At 45.4% G+C, this 19,967-nt stretch carries 17 protein-coding genes; 10 read left to right on the top strand and 7 right to left on the bottom strand.

Features of this window, described 5'->3' with window-relative positions; genetic code table 11:
* Positions 1–7 precede the first annotated feature (7 nt).
* A complete protein-coding gene (locus AC58QG_RS31985) occupies positions 8–1,021 on the top strand; it encodes an ABC transporter substrate-binding protein (protein ID WP_497366066.1) in 1,014 nt (337 codons plus the stop codon).
* 96 nt (positions 1,022–1,117) lie between these two features.
* On the opposite strand, the gene AC58QG_RS31990 is transcribed toward AC58QG_RS31985, so the two are convergent.
* Positions 1,118–1,519 (bottom strand): CHRD domain-containing protein, encoded by a 402-nt coding sequence (locus AC58QG_RS31990; RefSeq protein WP_497366176.1) that lies wholly within the window; start codon positions 1,517–1,519, stop codon positions 1,118–1,120.
* Between the two features lie 266 nt (positions 1,520–1,785).
* Between AC58QG_RS31990 and AC58QG_RS31995 the strand changes: the two genes are divergently transcribed.
* From AC58QG_RS31995 to AC58QG_RS32010, 4 genes are all read left to right on the top strand, one after another.
* Positions 1,786–3,066, top strand: coding sequence for an S-adenosylmethionine decarboxylase related protein (locus tag AC58QG_RS31995; protein ID WP_497366067.1), 1,281 nt, complete (start codon positions 1,786–1,788; stop codon positions 3,064–3,066).
* The gene (gene speE / locus AC58QG_RS32000; RefSeq protein WP_497366068.1) at positions 3,063–3,950 is read left to right on the top strand and encodes a polyamine aminopropyltransferase; all 888 of its coding nucleotides are present in this window, start codon (positions 3,063–3,065) and stop codon (positions 3,948–3,950) included. The genes AC58QG_RS31995 and speE overlap by 4 nt, the downstream gene beginning before the upstream one ends.
* A gap of 147 nt (positions 3,951–4,097) precedes the next feature.
* Entirely contained in the window at positions 4,098–4,673 is a 576-nt protein-coding gene (locus tag AC58QG_RS32005; RefSeq protein ID WP_497366069.1) for a TerD family protein, read from the top strand.
* A gap of 455 nt (positions 4,674–5,128) precedes the next feature.
* Positions 5,129–8,101 carry a rhamnogalacturonan lyase gene (locus AC58QG_RS32010; RefSeq protein ID WP_497366070.1) on the top strand — a complete coding sequence of 991 codons (2,973 nt, stop codon included), beginning with the start codon at positions 5,129–5,131 and terminating at the stop codon, positions 8,099–8,101.
* A 559-nt stretch (positions 8,102–8,660) separates the two neighbouring features.
* Here AC58QG_RS32010 and AC58QG_RS32015 read toward each other — a convergent pair.
* A complete protein-coding gene (locus tag AC58QG_RS32015; RefSeq protein ID WP_497366071.1) occupies positions 8,661–9,842 on the bottom strand; it encodes a GGDEF domain-containing protein in 1,182 nt (393 codons plus the stop codon).
* 237 nt (positions 9,843–10,079) lie between these two features.
* Here AC58QG_RS32015 and AC58QG_RS32020 point away from each other — a divergent pair, with 237 nt between their 5' ends.
* A complete protein-coding gene (locus AC58QG_RS32020) occupies positions 10,080–10,721 on the top strand; it encodes a GGDEF domain-containing protein (protein ID WP_497366072.1) in 642 nt (213 codons plus the stop codon).
* Positions 10,722–10,812: 91 nt separating this feature from the next.
* Here the strand turns inward: AC58QG_RS32020 and AC58QG_RS32025 are convergent, their stop codons facing one another.
* The 3 genes from AC58QG_RS32025 to AC58QG_RS32035 all read right to left on the bottom strand — a co-directional run bounded on the left by AC58QG_RS32025 (position 10,813) and on the right by AC58QG_RS32035 (position 12,649).
* Positions 10,813–10,878, bottom strand: a complete 66-nt coding sequence (locus AC58QG_RS32025; RefSeq protein ID WP_497366177.1) for a DUF6855 family protein — start codon at positions 10,876–10,878, stop codon at positions 10,813–10,815.
* A 40-nt stretch (positions 10,879–10,918) separates the two neighbouring features.
* Complete coding sequence (locus AC58QG_RS32030; protein ID WP_497366073.1) at positions 10,919–11,629, bottom strand: DsbA family oxidoreductase; 711 nt, start codon at positions 11,627–11,629, stop codon at positions 10,919–10,921.
* A 123-nt stretch (positions 11,630–11,752) separates the two neighbouring features.
* Positions 11,753–12,649, bottom strand: a complete 897-nt coding sequence (locus AC58QG_RS32035; RefSeq protein ID WP_497366074.1) for an SDR family oxidoreductase — start codon at positions 12,647–12,649, stop codon at positions 11,753–11,755.
* Between the two features lie 144 nt (positions 12,650–12,793).
* Between AC58QG_RS32035 and AC58QG_RS32040 the strand changes: the two genes are divergently transcribed.
* Positions 12,794–13,150: a winged helix-turn-helix transcriptional regulator gene (locus AC58QG_RS32040; RefSeq protein WP_497366075.1), complete on the top strand. Its 357-nt coding sequence runs from the start codon at positions 12,794–12,796 to the stop codon at positions 13,148–13,150.
* An 83-nt stretch (positions 13,151–13,233) separates the two neighbouring features.
* Here the strand turns inward: AC58QG_RS32040 and AC58QG_RS32045 are convergent, their stop codons facing one another.
* Positions 13,234–13,443, bottom strand: coding sequence for a hypothetical protein (locus AC58QG_RS32045; protein WP_497287675.1), 210 nt, complete (start codon positions 13,441–13,443; stop codon positions 13,234–13,236).
* Between the two features lie 361 nt (positions 13,444–13,804).
* Here AC58QG_RS32045 and AC58QG_RS32050 point away from each other — a divergent pair, with 361 nt between their 5' ends.
* Entirely contained in the window at positions 13,805–15,721 is a 1,917-nt protein-coding gene (locus tag AC58QG_RS32050; RefSeq protein WP_497366076.1) for a DUF2334 domain-containing protein, read from the top strand.
* Between the two features lie 198 nt (positions 15,722–15,919).
* Entirely contained in the window at positions 15,920–16,735 is an 816-nt protein-coding gene (locus tag AC58QG_RS32055; protein WP_497366077.1) for a thermonuclease family protein, read from the top strand.
* A gap of 574 nt (positions 16,736–17,309) precedes the next feature.
* Here AC58QG_RS32055 and AC58QG_RS32060 read toward each other — a convergent pair.
* Positions 17,310–18,584, bottom strand: a complete 1,275-nt coding sequence (locus AC58QG_RS32060; RefSeq protein ID WP_497366078.1) for an MDR family MFS transporter — start codon at positions 18,582–18,584, stop codon at positions 17,310–17,312.
* Between the two features lie 300 nt (positions 18,585–18,884).
* Here AC58QG_RS32060 and AC58QG_RS32065 point away from each other — a divergent pair, with 300 nt between their 5' ends.
* Positions 18,885–19,937, top strand: a complete 1,053-nt coding sequence (locus AC58QG_RS32065; protein WP_497366079.1) for an NAD(P)/FAD-dependent oxidoreductase — start codon at positions 18,885–18,887, stop codon at positions 19,935–19,937.
* Positions 19,938–19,967: the final 30 nt, after the last annotated feature.

Genomic DNA, 19,967 nt, shown 5'->3' on the forward strand with positions numbered 1-19,967 from the left:
GATCAAGATGAAAAAACGTGTTATGCCACGGATGACGACAGCGTCTTTGCTGGTGGCTTTCCTTTTACTTATTAGCGCATGCTCCAGTACGGGGAAATCGAGCAGTGAGAGCGCAAGTCCGACCGCGGCGCCTTCGGCTAGCCCATCGCCAGCCAGTGCAGGCTTTCCTAGAACAATAGCCAGCGCCAACGGTGTGCAAGTGACGATTGCCAAAAAACCAGAAAAAGTCGCTCTTGTCCACTGGGGATTAACGGAGGATCTTTTGAGTTTTGAGATCCCATCGATTGGTGTTGCACTTCCTTTTACGGAAAAGCAATCTCAACTGGGTAGTGATTTGTACAAGCCATATACGAGCAAATTTAAGGATATCACGATTGTTGGTGAGAACACGGAAGTTAACTTGGAAAAGTTACTGCAGTATGGCCCTGATCTCATCATCGCGGGTACGGATACCAATAAGAAAGTTGCGGATCAATTGCCAAAGATTGCACCGACGGTGTTTCTCGATGAAGCGAAGCTGGATGTTTGGAATGACTGGCAGGGTGTGATGACGAAGTTCGGTGAAATGCTGGGGCAGGAGAATGCTGCGAAGCAAGCGATCGATAAGTTCTCAGCTACGTTCGCTCAAGCGAAGGATAAGCTTAAAGGTGTGGAGGGTACCGTTGCCTATGCGCAGGTCAGAGAAAAAAATATGTGGCTGCAAGGCACGCAATACGCTGGTCATTACTATGAGCCACTGGGGCTGAAGCCGCCGGAGCAAGCGAAAGGGGAAGGCGCAGAGCTTAGTCTTGAAGGTTTAACCCAGATTAATCCAGATTATATTTTCCTAGGATACTTTAATTGCACGGATAAGTCTCTACCTGCTCTTGCTGACGAATGGGAGAAATCGGACGTGTGGAAATCGCTCAAAGCTGTGAAGCAAAATCATGTGTACAAAATAAATGGTGCGGTTGCCTTTGGTTACGGTCCAATTAGTAGAGTGTATGGCGTTAATGCCATAGTAGATGCACTCAAAAAGTAGTGGGCGCCATATCGTAGCACCACCATACAAAGAAAGAAGCACCCGTTGAGGGTGCTTCTTTCTTTTGTATGTGGGTGGAGCGGGTGGGGTGAGCCCTTAGCGAGTAACTTGGCCGCGAATTTCCCCATTTGGATTTTGATTGGTGTGGACATTCACGTAGGCATTGCCGTTTTCGAACTCACGCACCAAATCTTGAAGGGACTTTCCACTAAGAGGTCCTACTAAATCTGCACTCGTCAAGATGCCTCGAACGACTCCTCGTCTTACAGATATACCAAATTTAGATGGACCAAATAGAAAGGCAACAACGGGACCATTTTGACCTGCTCGTCCAAGGTGAATATGTCCTTGTGTTACACGAGAAATATTTCGTACCACAAGAATAAAACTGAGTTGGTTCCCTCTGTTGTTCAGCTGTAATAAGGCATTTCCACTGGCTATGGTTCGTACAGGAGGAACCTCATTTCGACCTCGTAGGATTGCTCTGAATGTTTTGATAAGCCACCACTCTCCTTCACTAGTATTACTACTGTTTATTCAAATTTAGTAGAAATGGTACGTTTAATAGCCCGATAGGAGCCAAAAAATATGAAATAGTTTCGATTTCCGCGTCAGAATGCATATCCATACAAGATAGCTGACTCTGTCAAAATATTAAGATTTTACATATTCTATCAATGACAATCACAAAAAATAGAAGGAAAGGGGCCATACATGGATATCGTTAAATCATTGAATTTTGAATAAATAGGAGATGAGCAGATGTGGACAACCAGAAATTAACTATAAGTATTCTTGGTAGCGCTGGAGGAGTGGCTAAATCGATTTTTGCCATATTAGACAAGTCGTTTCAAGATATTAATGACCCTATTCATCGGTATATCAGTCAGTGTGACTTGCATTTAATCGATTTGAAACAAAAGGACGTGGCCTATTACGAATCATTTCTCCCTCATTTAAGCCATGCAATTACATTGCATCAGTTCGATTTGAGTAGTCTAAAAATGTTTCGACAGCATTTAATCCGTACGAAGACAACGCTTGTCATCGACATATCTTGGGCAGATACCGTTGAAATGCTTCAATGCTGCAATGAATTGGGCATTCCGTATATTAATTCTGCCTTAGAAAATACCTTAGTGGATGAAAATGAAGAGCTCGAAGGATTTACATTATTGGAACGATACCGCATTTTCCAAGAAAATAGAGGACGGTTCACGAATATGAAAGCGATTATCGGTTCCGGCATGAATCCAGGTGTCGTGCAGTGGATGGCCTTGGAGTTGATGAAGCAGGCACCCGGCGAAATGCCGCTTGGCTGCTATATCATCGAGCATGATAATTCGTTTTATGTTGATCGGTCGCTAGCTCAGAAAAAAACGATTTATTCTACATGGTCTCCCGAATGCTTCTTGGATGAAGCCATATTAAACTATCCTATGTTTATGAAGCAGCATATGCCTATGCTTCTTTATTATGATGTTTATGAGCTGGAGTTTAAGGTATCTCTTGGAAACAAACAGTTCCACGGATGTTTAATGCCGCATGAAGAGGTGCTTTCTTTGGGATATGCTTACAATATGGAGACAGGCTTTATCTACCGGGTGAATGACGTTACAACGGAATTACTCCGTGCCAATTTGGGCAATGCTGACGAGCTTTGGAATTGGAATCATAAGGTTTTAGACCCTGCAGAAGCCGAATTGGACGGAGAAGATTTGGTAGGTGTACTGCTCGTGTATAAAGATAAGGAACGATATATGTACAACGTCATGAGTAATCAAAGGGTATTTGCCGAGTTCAAGACGAACGCCACCTATTTCCAGGTAGCATGCGGCATCTATGGGGCTATATCCACGCTGCTGCTTGATGAGATTCCGAAAGGTATTTATTTTGTTGATGAGTTGTTGTCTAAAACAGACAGTAGCTATGGCAAGTACCTTTCCTATTATATGAAAGACTTCGTTACAGGCGAAAATAACGGATCTGATGGGCTATTACTGGATAGAGTTTCACAATGGCCGAACGGGGGGACGAGCGTGTGACGAACAGAAAAAGTTCATTGACTGGCTATTACAAAGAAGAAAATGAGGATCTATGGCTGTGGGATGATATACCGGAGCTTGATATGGAAGTTGGCTATAAGGTTGATGCGCTGCTTTATTACGAACAATCACCGTTTCAAGAAATAAGTATCGTGGATACGAAAGGATTCGGACGTATGCTTATTCTCGATGGAACCCCTCAGGTCACAACCAAAGATGGCTTTATTTATAACGAAATGATTACTCACTTGGCTATGACCACTCATCAAGAACCAAAAAAAGTGGCCATGATCGGAGGCGGCGATTGCGGTCCTTCTCGAGAGGCGCTGAAGTATGCAAGTGTGGAGCAGATAGACGTCGTGGAAATCGATCAAAGAGTTGTTGAGGTATGCCGTTCATGGATGACTAGTGAAGGCACCCATGAACGGGAAGGATGTATTCGAATGATTTATAGGGACGGGTTTAAGTGGATTCAAGAACAGAAGAAGAATCTCGACGTGCTGCTTGTAGATAGGTCTGATCCCTATGGGCCCGCCACAAGTCTATATAAACAACAATTTTATCAATACGTATATGATAGTCTAACAGATGACGGTATCGTTGTCTTTCAATCAGGATCTCCCTATTACAACCAGAGTATCTTTAGAAACACGGTTCGCAGCTTGAATAAGCTGTTTCCAATCGTGCAACCATATCTATGTTCTATCCCTTCATTTCCCGGTGGAATATGGAGTTTTGTAATTGCATCCAAAAACTGGGATCCTCTGAAGGCCGATTTGAATCGTTTGCAATGGCAGGATACGAAGTATATTAACCCTGAAACGTTTCAGGCTTCCTTTGTATTGCCCAGTTATATAAAAGATATCTTGCTTGGGAAGAAGTGACTGGTTACTAGTCAATCCGCTCGAATATGTACCTCTTTAGGGGAATATTAGGATTCGAATCATTGCGGTTTATGTAGGCAACCCTATATACTGATTTTAAGGCCGATGATTCAATGTCTATTATTTGATCTGAAAGGTGAGATACCCATGTCGATTGATTTATCAAAAGGTCAACGCATTGACCTAACCAAAACCAACCCAGGTCTAACCAAAATAATCGTAGGACTTGGATGGGATACCAATAAATATAATGGCGGTGGAGATTTCGATCTCGATGCCTCTGCGTTTCTTCTCCATGAAGATGGTAAAGCAAAGTCAGCAGCCGATTTCGTGTTTTATAATAACCTCAAAGCCTATGATGGCGCTGTTGTTCATACAGGAGACAATCGTACGGGTGAGGGCGATGGTGATGATGAGAAAATTCTGATCGATTTCGCCAAAGTCCCACCATCAATCAGTCGGATTGGGATTACGGTTACTATTCACGAGGCGGCTGGGCGCGGTCAAAATTTTGGACAAGTAAGTCATGCCTTCGTAAGAGTAGTAAATGAAGCGAATAAGAATGAGATTCTTCGATATGATTTGGGTGAAGATTTTTCCATTGAAACAGCTGTCGTCTTTTGTGAGTTTTACCGTCACGGAGGTGACTGGAAATTCCAAGCGGTAGGTAGTGGTTTCGCAGGTGGTTTGGCTGCGCTAGTTACGAACTATGGCTTGAGCTAGAAGTTGGCTTGTATAGAGTGGTTGCCCTCTGGCGACGATGAGTTTGATAAGTTACTAGGAAATAGACCTCACCTGCCCACAAAGTGGCCAAGGAGGTCTATTTTTTCGCGTTAATACAAGCTTCTTACCTATCAGATCAAGAAAAGAGAAGTTTAGTCAAAAATGTCATATATCAGCCAAATGGTTTCCTACAAGAGAATTCCAACTTTGAGAAAATGTCTAATAGACGGCGTAGCCAGTCAAGTCCTACAGTTAATACACGGGCCAATCGTACCAACAGGTATGAGCTGTATGGGTCATCGTTTAGTATTTTTTGTGGCAGGGAGGGGATGAAGGAGCGGTTCCGACTAATGGCAGAAAGTGATTCTTAGGATATGCAAAACCTTGCACAATGAGGAATTACCGAGAGTATACAAGATTCTCTCATAGCTCGAACATAAGGAGTGAAAATAACAATGCGAACTAACAGACAATGGAGAAAAGTCGTTTCGTTACTTCTTGCAAGCGCTCTCTTTATACCGAATTGGTCAATGGCATCCGCCGCTGTTGGTAACAATGGAGCTGAACTCGACAGCGTATATTATAGTGATTTTGGCGATACAGCTGCGCTTGATCCAGCATTCTGGGGATTTGCGACAGCGAATGCAACCGTATCGATTAATACATATGGAGTGGCTGGGAATAGCACACCGATGCTGCAGTTCACCCAGACGAACCAAAGCGGGGGGCGCGTAGCGACCAAGAACTTCGGCACTTCGGTTAAAGGCAGCCAAATTCTCGTTGAATTCGATTGGTATCCTGGAAAGGTGAATGATAAAGCAGCCAGCAATCCTAGCGAGAACGGCGGTGAGTTCAGGATCCTCGATAGTACTGGCAATACGGTATTTACGGTAAACAACACGAATAACGCACCTTTGCAATATTTTGCAGGAAAGCAGCCTGCTGCTAGTACGGGTATTACGAATCCTCAAGCGTGGTATACGGTAGGGATTAATCTTGATGTGGAAAATGAGGTCGTGAAATTCAAGCTTACCGACAAAGCTGCAGGTACAAGCCAAGAATTTACGTCATCGTTGAATGGTGTAGCTTTTGATGGTTCAGTAGCTTCGGTAAAATTGGTGGGCATGCGGACATCCGGCAATAATATTGCCTGGACGACGTACCTGGATAACTTCGGTGTATATCATATGCCTATTCCGGAAAATCGAATTACAAAAGTGGATAAATTATCCTATCATACGGTGTATGTAGATCAAACTACGTCGGATCTCCATTCCATCGGTTTACCGCAATCTGTTAGCGTTACCCTTGCAAATAATAGTAAGGTAACCGTGCCTGTAAGTTCGTGGGCTAACGTAGGAAAGCCTTGGAATCCTCATGAAGCAGGTGTATACACGTTTAAGGGTGAACTTGCGGTTCCAGCGAGTCTGGAGAACGGTTTTGGCAGATATGCAACCCAATATGTATACAACCGTCTTACACCGCCAGATACGGCAAGACAGATAGAGTGGCTGGACAGAGGCGTAATCGCTTTAAAATCAAACGAGGGCATATTCGTAAGCTGGCGTCTGCTAGCAGATGAGTATAATCGCGATGTGACATTCAATATTTACCGCAACGGGCAAAAGCTAAATACGTCACCATTGTCTGTTACCAATTATGTGGATACAGCTGGCGTACCTGGTGACGCTTACGAAGTGGAGACCCTTGTTAATGGGAAATCTGATTCGAACGAAGCTGCGACAGCGGCGGCTAACGATTATCTTTCCATTCCTATGCAAAAGCCTGAAGGAGGAACTACGGCCACAGGCAGCTACACGTATAGTGTCAATGACGCTGGTGTAGGAGATTTGGACGGTGATGGTGAGTATGAGGTTGTAGTGAAATGGTATCCATCCAACGCGATCGACAGCTCACAGAACGCGATGACGGGGCCGACGATTTTTGATGCTTACAAAATGGACGGCACGCTATTGTGGCGGATGAATATGGGGCTTAACCTCACATCAGGAGCCCATTATCATCAATTTATCATCGCGGATTATGATGGGGATGGCAAAAGCGAGTTCCTCATTAAAACGGCTGATGCAACGACCGTCTACGGGACAACGGATGGGAAATTCGATAGCAGCAAGGTGATCAGCGTTATTGGTAATGCTGCCGATAATGGCAAATGGGTAAATGAGTTCGGCCATATTTTTGGGGGGCCTGAGTATATCTCCGTATTCAAAGGTGAAACCGGTAAGGAAATCGACACCATTGATTATGCATTTCCGCTAGGAGATGTTGCGTCATGGGGAGATACCTGGCATAACCGTTCGGATCGCTTCCTTGCAGGACTAGCTTATTTGGACGGTAAGAAGCCGAGCGCCATTTATGGCAGAGGCTATTATGAACGGACTACGTATGTGGCCTATAGTTTAGTGCATGGCAAGCTCAAAGAAGAGTGGACCTTCGACTCCGCGCAAGAGGGCAGAGGGGCAGGCTTAGGCTTCCACAATCTGGCCACGGCAGATGTTGATAATGATGGTTTCGATGAAATTATCGCAGGTTCGTTGACCCTCGATCAGGACGGCACCATTCTCTATGAAATGGATGGCGAAATGCAGCGTGAACAGGGTTCACATGGCGACGCGCTCCATGTTGGGGCATTTGATCCAGCTCGTGAAGGTTTGCAGGTTATGGCGGTACATGAAGTCCCATCCGTTGCATCGGTAGAACTTCATGATGCTGCAACAGGGGAAACACTGATGTCCTACAATGGTTATGTGGATACAGGACGTGGCTTGGCGGCCAATATTACCGCAAGCCCAGGCTTTGAGTTCTGGGGCACAGGAGGGACAACTCCAGCGTCTGGCGGAGGCATTTACAACGTACAGGGTTCGGTCGTTGCAGATAGCTTTAGAACGGCAGGCGTGTCCGTGAACTTTGCCCTTCATTGGGATGGCGATTTACTGAGTGAATTGCTGGATAATACATCGATAACGAAGTTTAATCCAACTACGAAGAAAGCGGAGCCTTTGAAAAGTTTCGCAGACGTAGTCAGCAACAATGGAACGAAGGCAACTCCGACCTTACAGGCAGATATCTTAGGAGACTGGCGTGAAGAAGTTCTTTTGCCTACAACAGACAGCTCGGAATTAAGAATCTTCAGTACGACAATTCCTACGGAGTACCGGATTTATACGCTCATGCATGATCCGGTATACAGAAACGGTATCGCATGGCAGAACACAGCTTACAATCAGCCGCCGCATTTAAGCTTCTACCTCGGTGAAGACATCAGAGAGACTGTTCTGGCAGGCGGACTGAAAGTACCTAATGTCGATTATACCGACAAGCACCACGATAAGAAGCCTAAGAAACCGAAAGATCCCAAAGATCCAAAAGATCCTAAGGACCCAAAAGATCCAAAAAATCAGAAATGATGAAAAAACCCGCTCATGGAGCGGGTTTTTCTCATTGATTACAACGTCAGCATACGATTATTCCTTGGCGTCTCCCCTACCTTCACAAACAAAAACTTAACACGACCGTAATATCATTCTCCGATAAATCGATATGCCCATTCTCGTTACGGTTAAATCTATAGCCGTTCTCCTCAATCCCCTTACATATACGAAATAGCCGATGTTCATCCATTTGGATTAACTTTGCGAAATGTGCGAGATGCATGGGCTTATCATTTAGAGAAATCATCTTACCTACCTACTCTCTGTGAGGGTTATTTGTGCTTACGATTAAATTAACAAGAATGATTTGAAAAGTATCAAGAAATTTGTCGTCCTTCCAATGAAAAAGGGAAGTGTTTGATAGTTTGTCACAAACTGAGGTCAAGCAATCACCCTTCATGTAGGAGGCTCATTGGCAAGAGCGGAGGAGCCGGCGAGATAACAACAGGTACTGCTATTTTTGCGCAATAACAAAAGACTGCCGCTCATTAGCGACAGCCTACTCACATCTATGCTTGCTTACACGAATTTTCTTCTAAGCATGTACAACTTGTTTGTCTACAGAACCGCGATACACACCATTTCGACCGTTTCGCTTTGCCCGATAGAGTGCTTGGTCGCAAGTGGAATATAGCTCTTCGAGATGTGTCTCTTCATCCGGGATGATCGTGAGAACACCTAAACTGATTGTGTAGGAAATCTTTAATCCAGGAACACGTGAGCCCTCCGCGGCCTGCCTAAGCTTTTCGGAATATAGCGATGATTCTCGCTCATCCATACCAGGCACGATAATGGCAAATTCGTCTCCGCCATATCTAGCGAATAGATCATCAGCACCCAACTGCGCCTTCATTCGTGTCGTGAGATCAACAAGCACCTGATCGCCTGTGTCATGACCGAACGAATCATTTATCGACTTGAAGTTATCAATATCAAAAAGCAGCAAGGTAATGGGTTCCTTTTTCTTCGCATAAGCAGCAATGTACTGATTCGTACGTGTGATGAACGACCTACGGTTTAGTGTACCGGTCAAATCGTCATAATTGGCCAGCCGAAGCAGGGCTTGGTCGGTCTGTTCTTTCATCAAGAGAATGAATCCCGTATTCCCTGCAATCATCGTGAAATATTGGGCTAGCAGCATCATGGTCTGGTTGCCGTTGAGATGATAATAGCTCATCAGTGTGCCGAAGAATAAGGCACAGACGACCCTAATGAGAAGCACGGCAACGATCAAGAGATAGAAATAGCCAATGGCTTTGGCCAACGTAGATGTAGCTTGTTTTCGAATCATTCGGTAGGCTGGAAATAGGAGGCTTGCAGCAATACCTATGGAAACAAAGGAAATTCGGAACTTCTCTTCGTTATAAAAAAGCAGGATGCCATGAAAGCCGACGATGTTGAACATAGTTAGAGCCACATACATGTTGCGTATCAGTTTGCTCAGCGCATTCTGGATTTTCAGGACGGAAATCGTTTCAAACGCGTAGCCAATAAACAGCAATGAGTTCACAAGGGATACCGTAAGTGTATCCGAAATCCCGTCACGAATAATTAGAACCAGCCATGCCGTGGCTTGTGTACACTTTGCATAGAAGAAGTATCGGATTGTACCTTCGTCCTTATGTTGACGCCAGTAGGCAATAATGAACACGGCAGTAAACAGCTGCCCAATGACCAGTGTCAGCAGCAAAGTTTTCATATCTAAAAGTAGACCCATTTCGAACCTCATCTGACCGTTAGAAGTTTTGGAAGTATGTCGAAAAAAAATGTCGAATACATCTACTTTACCATAAAATTGAAGCGGTATGTTTCAAAATTTTGCTAATAAATGGGATGGACCTCATAAACCAAATATTCCTTGAAATGTATGGAACAAGTGTGTCACTATAGACCTATATAGACACAATTTGGATGATGGTGATTTGGGATGAATTATTCGGGACGAATCGTTATAATGTCGGTTGTTGTAGTCACGATTGTAGGCCTAAGAACCTATGGTACTCTTTATTATAACTTTCCCTGGCTTCAGTTTCCTGTTGCTGGCGTGTGCATCTTATTTGCAAGTTGGGTGCTAGGTACACAGTATGACCGATTGAAATTCCTCTCCGAAAAAGATCATCTAACGACACTCTATAACAGAAGGTTCATCATGGACGCCTTTCCTAAGCTCATCACTTCGGTGGAACGCAGACAAGGCAAGTTAATTTTATATTTCATCGATGTAGATAATTTCAAATCAATTAACGACTCCCGTGGGCACAAAATCGGAGATCAGGTGCTGCAACGCATTGCGAATGTATTGCTGCTCGATTTACAGAAAAAAGATGTAGCCGCACGTTGGGCTGGCGATGAATTTCTGATCCTGTCAACGTCTTCGAGTGCTTCTAAGAAAGAATTAATAATCAGTCACATTCAGGATGAATTAAAGCTGGCTTCAAGAGATTTCAATTTAGAGATTTCAGTGTCGATCGGTACGGCCGTGTATCCCGATGAAGCGCGAACACTGGATGATTTACTTCATGCAGCGGATCTTAATATGTACTCTTTGAAGTCAGATAGGAAAAATTCGGATATTGTGGTTAGAGCCAATAAATAGAGAGTAGAGTAAAAGCGCGCTTCAATTTGCAAGCGAAAATAGACCTCACTTAAGCGTAATCGGCCAAGGAGGTCTATTTGTTATACGTATTTTATAATGCCCGCATCCGATTATTTCTTGGATTGTGTTCGACTTCCGCAAGACCGAGAGCCTCCATTAATGTCTAGCCTCTCAATAAGACGCCGGATTTGCCATCGTTATGGTTTGTTCGGAACGACACACGTGCCGTCCAAACAAGCCTCATCGCTGGTTGATTCTGCAACCTGTTGCGGTTGCTCGGCATCCCATAGCTGCTGCATAGCGTTCAAATAAACGCCGCTTGGCTGTGCTCCTGACAACGCATGTTTGCCGTTGATGAGATAATACGGAACGCCGCGGATACCGAGGCGACTGCCTTTTTCTTCCTCGGCGCGCACCTGCTCGGCGAACTGGTCGCTAGCGAGTACAGACAAAACTTCTTCGCGATCAAGCCCTACGGCTTCTGCGATGCCTGCAAGGATGCTGTGGTCACTTATATTCTTGGACTCACTGAAATAAGCGCGGAACAACAACTCGGATATCGCAGCCCCTTTATGTTGCTTCTCGGCAAATAGCCGCAACCGATGAGCATCGAACGTGTTCGTCAGCACGATGCCACTAAATTGAAAGTCGATACCTTCACTAACGGCTTGCTGACGCATCTTTTCATTCATATCAATCGCTTCCTGACGGCTCATGCCGTACCTGGAAGAGAGCATATCGTAAACGTCGTGCGGGACGCTTGTGGGTGCATGACGGTCCAGTTCGAAGCTGCGGTAGACCACTTCAACGTGATCATGGTGTGCAAATTCCGCTAGGGCTTGCTCAAAGCGGCGTTTGCCAATGTAACAGAACGGACAAGCGAAGTCCGACCATATTTCAACTTGCATAAGGTTCACCTCTTAGTTGGGAGTATATAACGATTATTTACCACATAAGAAAGTATAAGTTTTCGGCTCTCGAAAACGGCTTTCTTATTGGCGATAAAACCTACATCTAAACGCGGTCGCTCATCATTGAATGGCTTCGATAGAGGTTTTCTCACTGAATAATAGCGCAATACTTTCATGAATGGAAGTAGGTTTCTTGCCAATTAGTTTCTCAAGGTCGTTCGACGTGCGTCCTTCCGTTCCGGCTGCCATTTTGGCATCAATGGCCACTAAGAACTGTACTAGACCCTCAGGAAGTCCAGCCTGAATCATACCTGCCATGGAGTCAGCGTCAGAGACGGATTGGTAAGCTACTTTTTTGCCGGATACTTGAGATAGAATGTCTGCTAGTTCTTCATAACGCCAAGATTGGGACGAGGCGAGCTCATAAACTTGGTTCTGATGACCATCTTCAGCAAGGACCGTTGCGGCAGCCAAAGCTATGTCATCGCGTGTAGCTGTATTAATTTTTCCTATTCCTGCCGAATTTATGATATGGCCGTTGTCGATATAAGCTTGTAAGCCCGGGTTAATGTAAAGCTCCTGATACCAGGTATTTCGTAAGATTGTCGTTGGAATTTCTGACGTTTTCAGCGCATACTCGGTCGCTAGATGCACGTTAGCCAGAGGTGCGAAAGCATCTACATCCGCAAAAGCAAAACTCGTATAAACGATATGCCTAACACCGGCTTTTTTGGCCGCTTCAATCGCACTAACATGTTTGCGAACACGGCTGATCGATTCATCTTGTGGGGAAGAAATCAGTAGGAGCTTAGAGGCATTTGCAAAAGCTTTCTCCATCGAAGCGGGATCATCGAAATCCCCATATCGTACCTCGATTCCTAATGCTGCAAATTCAGCTGCCTTCTCGACGTTTCGAACACTAACAGCAATCTCGCTTGCCGGAACTTTGGTCAGTAAGTGCTGAACCACCAATTTACCTAATTCACCTGTTGCTGCTGTAACCACGATTTTTGACATGCTTAATGTCCTCCTATTTATAAAAATGTTGTTGGATAATTAGCTATAGTCATATATTATTATAGTAGCTAGAAATATGTAAGTAGTCATTATTTTATAACATAGTCACAAAAATAGGACCATGGAGAAAGAGAGGGATTGCACATGTCCCGAACAACGTTTCAGGGGGAAATTCCAGAGGAACAAATCGAAGTCTGCCCGGTTACCGCGACCCAAAATGTCATTGCTGGCAAATGGAAAATCATCATTCTGTGGCATTTAAGGGAAACGAGACGATTTGGCGAGCTTCAGCGTTTGGTCCCAGGTGTCTCGAAAGGCATACTGACGACGCAGTTGAGAGAGTTAGAGAAGGATGACATGGTTCATCGGAAAGTCTATCAAGAGGTACCGCCAAAGGTGGAATACTCGCTTACGGATGCAGGACGTAGCTTTATTCCAATCCTAGAAAGTATGGGGGAGTGGGGGAAGAAGCACGGGATGAGTAAGAAGAGTGGGGAGTGAACGACGCATATGCGGTCCCCGATAAGGCTGAAACAAACATAAAGCACCCTCGCGGGTGCTTTTTCTCATCTATGTACCGCCCATCAAGGGTTCGCAATAATCTTTCCATTTTGCCACTCGAATTCATACTCAAATTGTTCCGTGGAGTCATAAAGGGCAGGTGAGTACGGACGAACAATGTGATTATCTGTACGTTTCTCCGAAAGCTTCTCTGGTTGACTCTCTTTTGCAGCAACGCCTAAAACCGATAGGGACAGTATACAGAAAAATACGAAACCGATTTTTGCTGTCATAGTCGGATGCCTCCGTCACAATAAGATATCTTCATAATACGATGCGTATGTCATTGTATTATTATCTGAAAGTAAAGAAATTGTATTATTTTTATTCTTACCCAACTCCACGATAATGAAACATAGTCGAAATAATCGACTATCTCATGCCCACTAGAGTCTAAGGAGGACGGCTAGTCGGTTGGGGAGTTTATCCAGCTAATTGGAAGCGATTCCAATCCCGCTGTAGCTAGCATTTCCTTCTTTTTAACCTAAGTTCAAACTCTTATAGTAAGAAGTCATAGATTCATATATAATTTAGGAGAAAATGTCGAAATCATAGGAATAATCTACGTTTTACATAATGGGGGAGCAGGCTAGCGTGAAACGTAAATTGTGGCAGCAGATTGGAATAGGTATCGCTGGTGGCGTATTAGCAGCCGTTGCGCTGGCAGTTTATATCCCAACTCAAACAGAGACAAATGACTCTCCTAATACAGGGAAACGCCATGCTATGATCCGGTTGGAGGACGTCGGGCTAGGTGGGGATTACAATTCGCTCGAAGGTTTGGGGAAGTTACGAGCCGTAATGTCGTATGTTGCGTCCGAGCAAGTGCCCTTTCATGTCGCTGTGATTCCAAGAAGGATGAGCCAGCAAGATGACGGTGTCTGGAAGGAGAAAGGGATTGATGATCCTAATCCAGACGAGGTTGTAAGCGCATTTATTAAGCTTCTCCAACAGGCAGAGCATCAAGGCGGCGTATTGGGCATGCATGGATATCGTCATCAGTATGGAGAGACATATCGATCAGATGGTGAACAGAATTCAGGAACGGGTTCTGAGTTTAATATCAAAGATGCGCCAGAAACACAGGAAATCTCCTATGCTGCGGAGAGGATGAAAGAGAGTTTGGCTGCCTTTGCGAGAGCTGATTTGCATCCCGCATTCTGGGAGTCTCCCCATTATCAAGATACGCGCGAGCAGGAGGGTGTGTTTCGGTCCTTTGTCGGCCTTATGTATCAACCGGATCGCTACGCCAAAAACGCTCATGATGATATGAATACCTATGATACGATCAATACGTTCGGACAAGATAGTTTAGGTTCGGTTTATATTCCTGCACCTTATCGCTATATAAGTGATGCTAAATCGGTGGATCAGATGTTGGAGAAGGCCTCGAAAGATGATGGGCTAGCCTCTTTTTACTTCCATCCGTTTTTGGAATTCTCGCACCTAGAGCCTGTTATTGCCGCAGACGGTAACCCAGAAGAGAAGGACGGTATTCCGGTCTATCAATATAAAGAGGGAGACGCGGATTCCTACCTGCATAAATTGATCAAAGGCTTCAAGAAGTTAGACTATCGCTGGATGTCATTGTATGATATCGTCCCCTTCACCCCTGCCCATCGTGTAACGCTGCCACCTAGAACCAAGCTGGCCAATGTGATGCTAGGCGATGTTACGGGTCGCGGGCATGCGGATGTGGTCGTGCGCCAGCTCCATCGCATTCTGGTTATTCCCGGGAGCTATGATACGCCGAGGAATCGCCAGCAGGAAGCTTCGCAGGTATGGTTAAGAGAGACGTTTGCTCCTGAGGATCAGCTCTTACTCGTCGATATCAATCGTGATGGCAAGCAAGACTTGCTAGCCTATAATGCCGAAACGGGAAATGTGCGGGCAGCCTTAGCGGATAAACAACAGTTTCTTCCGGCAAAAGCAATTGGTGCGTTACCGACTGGACTTAGCTCCTTACGCATGCTGCGATATACCGATGGTATAGGCTTAATCGCCAGAGGGGAAAAAGGCCTCGTGCAAGTCCACCTGCAAAACCAGCAATTGGCCTATACAGAATCTGACTTGTCTCTGCCGATGGATGCTGAAATTTTCACTGCAAAATTCAAGGATCCGGGTGTCGATGATATCCTGTGTGTCTCACACAAAGAGAAGCAGGTGTCTATCCTGTATCACCAAGGAAACGGGATGTTTGCTGCGCCACAAATAGCAGGGGGAGTTTCCTTTGGAAATAACGATCAGCTGCTAGTCGGCGATACGGATGGTGACGGGAGAAGCGATCTGATCGCTTACACAGCGGAGACCGGTATTTGGCGAGTGTTTCAGAACGAGGGAGAGAACCACTTCCAGCCGCTGGATAACGAATTTGGCCCATGGGCACAAGGTAAAGAAAGACGGGGGATTGTCGCTGATTTTGATGGCAACCAGAAGGCGGATATTGGCTCGTATGATGAAGTTGGACATGTGCTGGATCTGGCGCTTTCTTATAGAGGCGGAACACCATAGTCATACGAAAAAGGCACCCTGTGGGGTGCTTTTTTCTTCTGCAGATTTAGCTTTCTGATATGTAATGGGCGATACTGACGGTATATAAATGGACACCAATTAGGATGTCTTTTTACTTTAGATGAATTCATCGTAGTCTGAAGTCTGATATACTTTCATAGACAGATAGAAAACAGTCATCACTTGGAGGTTGAATCCTTGCTAAACATTCGCGTCTATACGAAAGCCAAAAGACAGATCATAGCTGCTGGAGTCAGTGTACTTATCCTGCTGGCAACGGCTTGCGGTGCTTCAGAAATAGAGAATACGCGGGCAGCTACGCCTTCAACAAAGGTTAGCCAGTCGTCGGCCATACAGAGCAGTAAGCGAATTCCCGCCAAAGTTACTCGGGTCGTTGATGGCGACACCATGAAGGTCTCTTTTAGCGAAGGTGGCAAAGTCAAAGAAGAAACGATCCGTTTGCTTCTTGTAGATACGCCAGAAAGCGTGGATCCTGAGAAGCCGGTTCAACCATTCGCGCTCGATGCGTCCAACTATGCCAAAACGATGCTCACAGGCAAGGACGTCCAGCTTGAATTGGATGTGTCGGAGCGGGACAAATACGACCGATTACTATGTTATCTCTACATAGGGGATAAGATGTTCAACGAGCTGCTGCTCGAAAATGGCTTCGCCCGAGTGGCGTATATTTACCCGCCAAATGTGAAGTATGTGGATCAGTTCCGTGAGATACAGAAGACGGCACAGCAGAAAGGTTTGAACATCTGGAGCGTGGAGAATTATGCGCAAGAGGATGGGTATCATGAGGGAGTGGTGAAGGGGGGCGCTCCTGCATCGCCGAAGTTATCCACAACGACTACACCGAAATCCGTGACTACGTCGCAGCCGAAGTCGTCTGTGTCCTACAACTCCTGCAAGGAGGCCAACGCGGCTGGTGCGTACAATATCAAAAAAGGTGAGCCTGGCTACAGCTCCAAGCTGGATGGCGACAACGATGGTGTTGCATGTGAGTAAAGGAAGGCCCAGTTGGTCAGGGGGAAGCGATTAGCTCCAGTTAAACGGAAAAAGCAGCACGTAGAGGCGAGTGTCGCTTCTGCATGCTGCACGATTAAATGGATTTTCTCCAGCTATTTTTGAGTATTTGTGCAAATGTAGATGAATAACTGGATTTCCTACATCTAAATTCATCCATCTTGGCCGAAAAGCGAAAATGGCACAAAGATAACTGTATGTTTTCCAGTTAAAGTGAATTTGAAGAGGAAATCCCCGGAATTAATTGCGTATTTTCCAGTTATTTGGTGAGTGAAGCCTAACCGGAAGTCCTCTGTTTTCGCAGCAAATTCCGCAACAAGGCAATTGTTGAAACCATAGAGGTTATCGCGATGATAATTAAGCTAATGATCTCAACCAGACTTTGTAGCTGTAAGCGCAATGTTAAATGATCTAAGATTGCAAACCGTATGATTTTCAAAGAAATCATATAAATCGAGATAAATACTAAGGCAGCAAGGATAAATGAAATGAACCTGTAAATGATGATACCTCCTCCAAAAAAAGCACCCATGCGGGTGCTTTTTTTTAACTGAGCCTACTGCGCCGACGCAGTTTGTCTATCATACTGATTAAACATCATGTTGTAAATGGCTGCCGACAGAACAGCTAGTGCCGCCAGCAAAATGAATGTCCACGTAAAGCCGATCCACGAGCTGATCGGGATGGACAGTGGAGCAATCGTGCGTCCGAGTGTATAACGCAAGCTGGAGGCAGCGAAATATTGACCGCGGATATGATCCGGCGCCAATCGGGACACGAAGGCCTGCTGTGGTCCTGCGGACATGAGCTCAGCAAGCGTGAAGACGGCTATCGCGATGGTCAATCCCCAGAAGGTGGACATCTGGCAGAACATCACCATACCCAGCGCATAGAAAAGAGCCCCGCCGATGAACACGTAGCGATCACGATACGCGAGCATCCATTTGGTCACGATGACAGTGAAGAGAGCTACGAATAGGCCGTTTTCGGAAACAATCAAGCCGAATAGCTGTTTGCCCGTTAGCTGGAGATCCCAGTCATTGTAGGAGAAGATCGTCGTCAGCGGCATGGTTTCTTCCAAGAATACGGGGAAAAGTAAGTCCAGCTGCATGAAGGTCTGCGAAAGAAGCACGCCAGCAATGACGAACAGCAGGAATACACGGTCCGTGGCAATGATTTTGTAGTCGCGCAGCTGCACCGCAATGGCATGGTACCAAGGCGTGTCAGCTTGTGCGCGATGGCGGTCGGCTAGCTGCTTCGGGAGTGTTTCGTGTAAGCGCCGCGACATCATGAGCGCGAGTAATACGCAAATCACGGAAGCGGCTGCCAGTACGAGATACGGGTTGTCTTTATACAGGAGGGACCCGAGTAAAGGGCCGACGACGACAGCCATATTCGCGGCCGTGTAGAAGATGGCAAACACACTGGCGCGATGCTCTTCTTTTACGACATCCGCGACCATCGCTTGACTGGCTGGCCAGTACAAGGAGCCGAAAAAGCTAGCCAAGCTGAAGCCCATGAAGCTAATAATAGGCATGGCGAGCCATGGTGAAGCGGCTAATGCGAAGATCCCGTAACCGAGAGCTTGTCCCAAAGCAGCAATCACCATCATCCGTTTCCGGCCAAACCGATCCGCGCTATAGCCACCGAGCAAATTGCCGAAGACGGAAAGCGCCTGCGACAAGATCAGAAGAATGCCTGTCCAGCCTTTACCGAACGAATTAGCAAAATAAATCGATAAGAACGGAAAAAATGCCCAAAAAATAACATTAAAAGCCGTTTCTCCGCCGAGGCGGATTTTTAAATTAATGTCCCAATCTCGAATCTTCATTGTTTAATTTACCTCTGGTTAATTTAAGTATCTCCCTATCATACTACCATTCTTCGTGAAGAAACAAGGCGGATAGACGGATGAATGGTTCCAGTTGTGGAAAGTTTTAACGCAAAAAGGAGCTCACCACAGATGTACTGAGGTAGGCTCCTTTATGTTTAATCTAGGGTAATCGATGTGATACTGCCAGGCCATCTTGGCGCGTTCAGCATTTTTTCAGTTGATAAAATCGCCAAAACGCAGTATCATTCATTAATAATGATTCTCAATCGCAATTAGTGGGTAAGGAGTGAAATTAGCATGGAACAGAACGAATTGTTTGATGTAACGGTTATTGGAGGGGGACCAGCGGGTCTTTACTCCGCTTTCTATAGTGGACTTCGTGAAATGAAGACCAAAATCATTGAATTTCAACCGCATCTAGGCGGCAAAATACATGTATATCCCGAAAAAATGATCTGGGACGTAGGCGGCATCACGCCGACTCCAGGAGCGAAGTTGATCAATCAGCTTGTCGAGCAAGGACTTACGTTTAGTCCAGAAGTGGTGTTGAATGAGAAAGTTGAAGCTATCGCTAAAAACGAAGAGGATATCTTCGTCCTGCGCACTACATCCGGGCAGCTGCATTACTCCAAAACCGTGATCGTCGCTGTCGGTTCCGGCATCCTTAACCCGAAAAAGCTGGAGATTGAAGGCGCAGAGCGATACGAAGTATCGAATTTGAGCTATACGGTGAAATCATTGGAGCGCTTCAAGAACAAGACTGTTGTCATTTCCGGTGGCGGCAACTCGGCAGTGGATTGGTCCAATGAACTGGAGCCATTTGCGAAGCAGGTGATTTTGAGCTATCGCAAAGAGCAGCTGACTGGGCACGAAGCCCAAGTGAAGCAGCTCCAAAATAGTTCCGTAGCATGTTATTTGAACACATCGATTACGAAACTGTTTGCTTCTGGTGAGGACGCCTCCATTGAACGTGTGGAGCTAACGAATCATGAAACGGGAGAAGTCTCTACTTTCCTTGTGGATGAAGTTGTTATCAACCATGGCTATGATCGTGACACGACCTTACTTGAACATAGTGAAATTGAGATTGAAAGAGCGGAGAATTACTATATTGCGGGGAATGCGAACAGCGAATCCTCTGTGCCCGGACTATATGCAGCCGGGGATATTCTTCATCATCCAGGCAAAGTGCATCTGATCGCGGGAGCCTTCCAAGATGCGGCGAATGCGGTGAATAAAGCGAAACAGTACATTCAGCCATCAGCAGAGAAATTCGGGATGGTGTCTTCGCATAATCAAGCATTTAAGAAGCGTAATAAAGAGTTAGTGAAGCAAATGTTTCAATCCTAATCAGGATAAGCTACATACATCTAATGAAAT

This window comes from Paenibacillus sp. J22P169 (assembly GCF_059691995.1).

What these genes read in the sequence shown, in the direction of transcription:
- AC58QG_RS31985 (WP_497366066.1), top strand. Translation starts at nt 8, where the DNA reads ATGAAAAAACGTGTTATGCCACGGATGACGACAGCGTCTTTGCTGGTG.
- AC58QG_RS32005 (WP_497366069.1), top strand. Translation starts at nt 4,098, where the DNA reads ATGTCGATTGATTTATCAAAAGGTCAACGCATTGACCTAACCAAAACC.
- AC58QG_RS32010 (WP_497366070.1), top strand. Translation starts at nt 5,129, where the DNA reads ATGCGAACTAACAGACAATGGAGAAAAGTCGTTTCGTTACTTCTTGCA.
- AC58QG_RS32015 (WP_497366071.1), bottom strand. Translation starts at nt 9,842, where the DNA reads ATGGGTCTACTTTTAGATATGAAAACTTTGCTGCTGACACTGGTCATT.
- AC58QG_RS32020 (WP_497366072.1), top strand. Translation starts at nt 10,080, where the DNA reads ATGTCGGTTGTTGTAGTCACGATTGTAGGCCTAAGAACCTATGGTACT.
- AC58QG_RS32030 (WP_497366073.1), bottom strand. Translation starts at nt 11,629, where the DNA reads ATGCAAGTTGAAATATGGTCGGACTTCGCTTGTCCGTTCTGTTACATT.
- AC58QG_RS32035 (WP_497366074.1), bottom strand. Translation starts at nt 12,649, where the DNA reads ATGTCAAAAATCGTGGTTACAGCAGCAACAGGTGAATTAGGTAAATTG.
- AC58QG_RS32040 (WP_497366075.1), top strand. Translation starts at nt 12,794, where the DNA reads ATGTCCCGAACAACGTTTCAGGGGGAAATTCCAGAGGAACAAATCGAA.
- AC58QG_RS32045 (WP_497287675.1), bottom strand. Translation starts at nt 13,443, where the DNA reads ATGACAGCAAAAATCGGTTTCGTATTTTTCTGTATACTGTCCCTATCG.
- AC58QG_RS32060 (WP_497366078.1), bottom strand. Translation starts at nt 18,584, where the DNA reads ATGAAGATTCGAGATTGGGACATTAATTTAAAAATCCGCCTCGGCGGA.
- AC58QG_RS32065 (WP_497366079.1), top strand. Translation starts at nt 18,885, where the DNA reads ATGGAACAGAACGAATTGTTTGATGTAACGGTTATTGGAGGGGGACCA.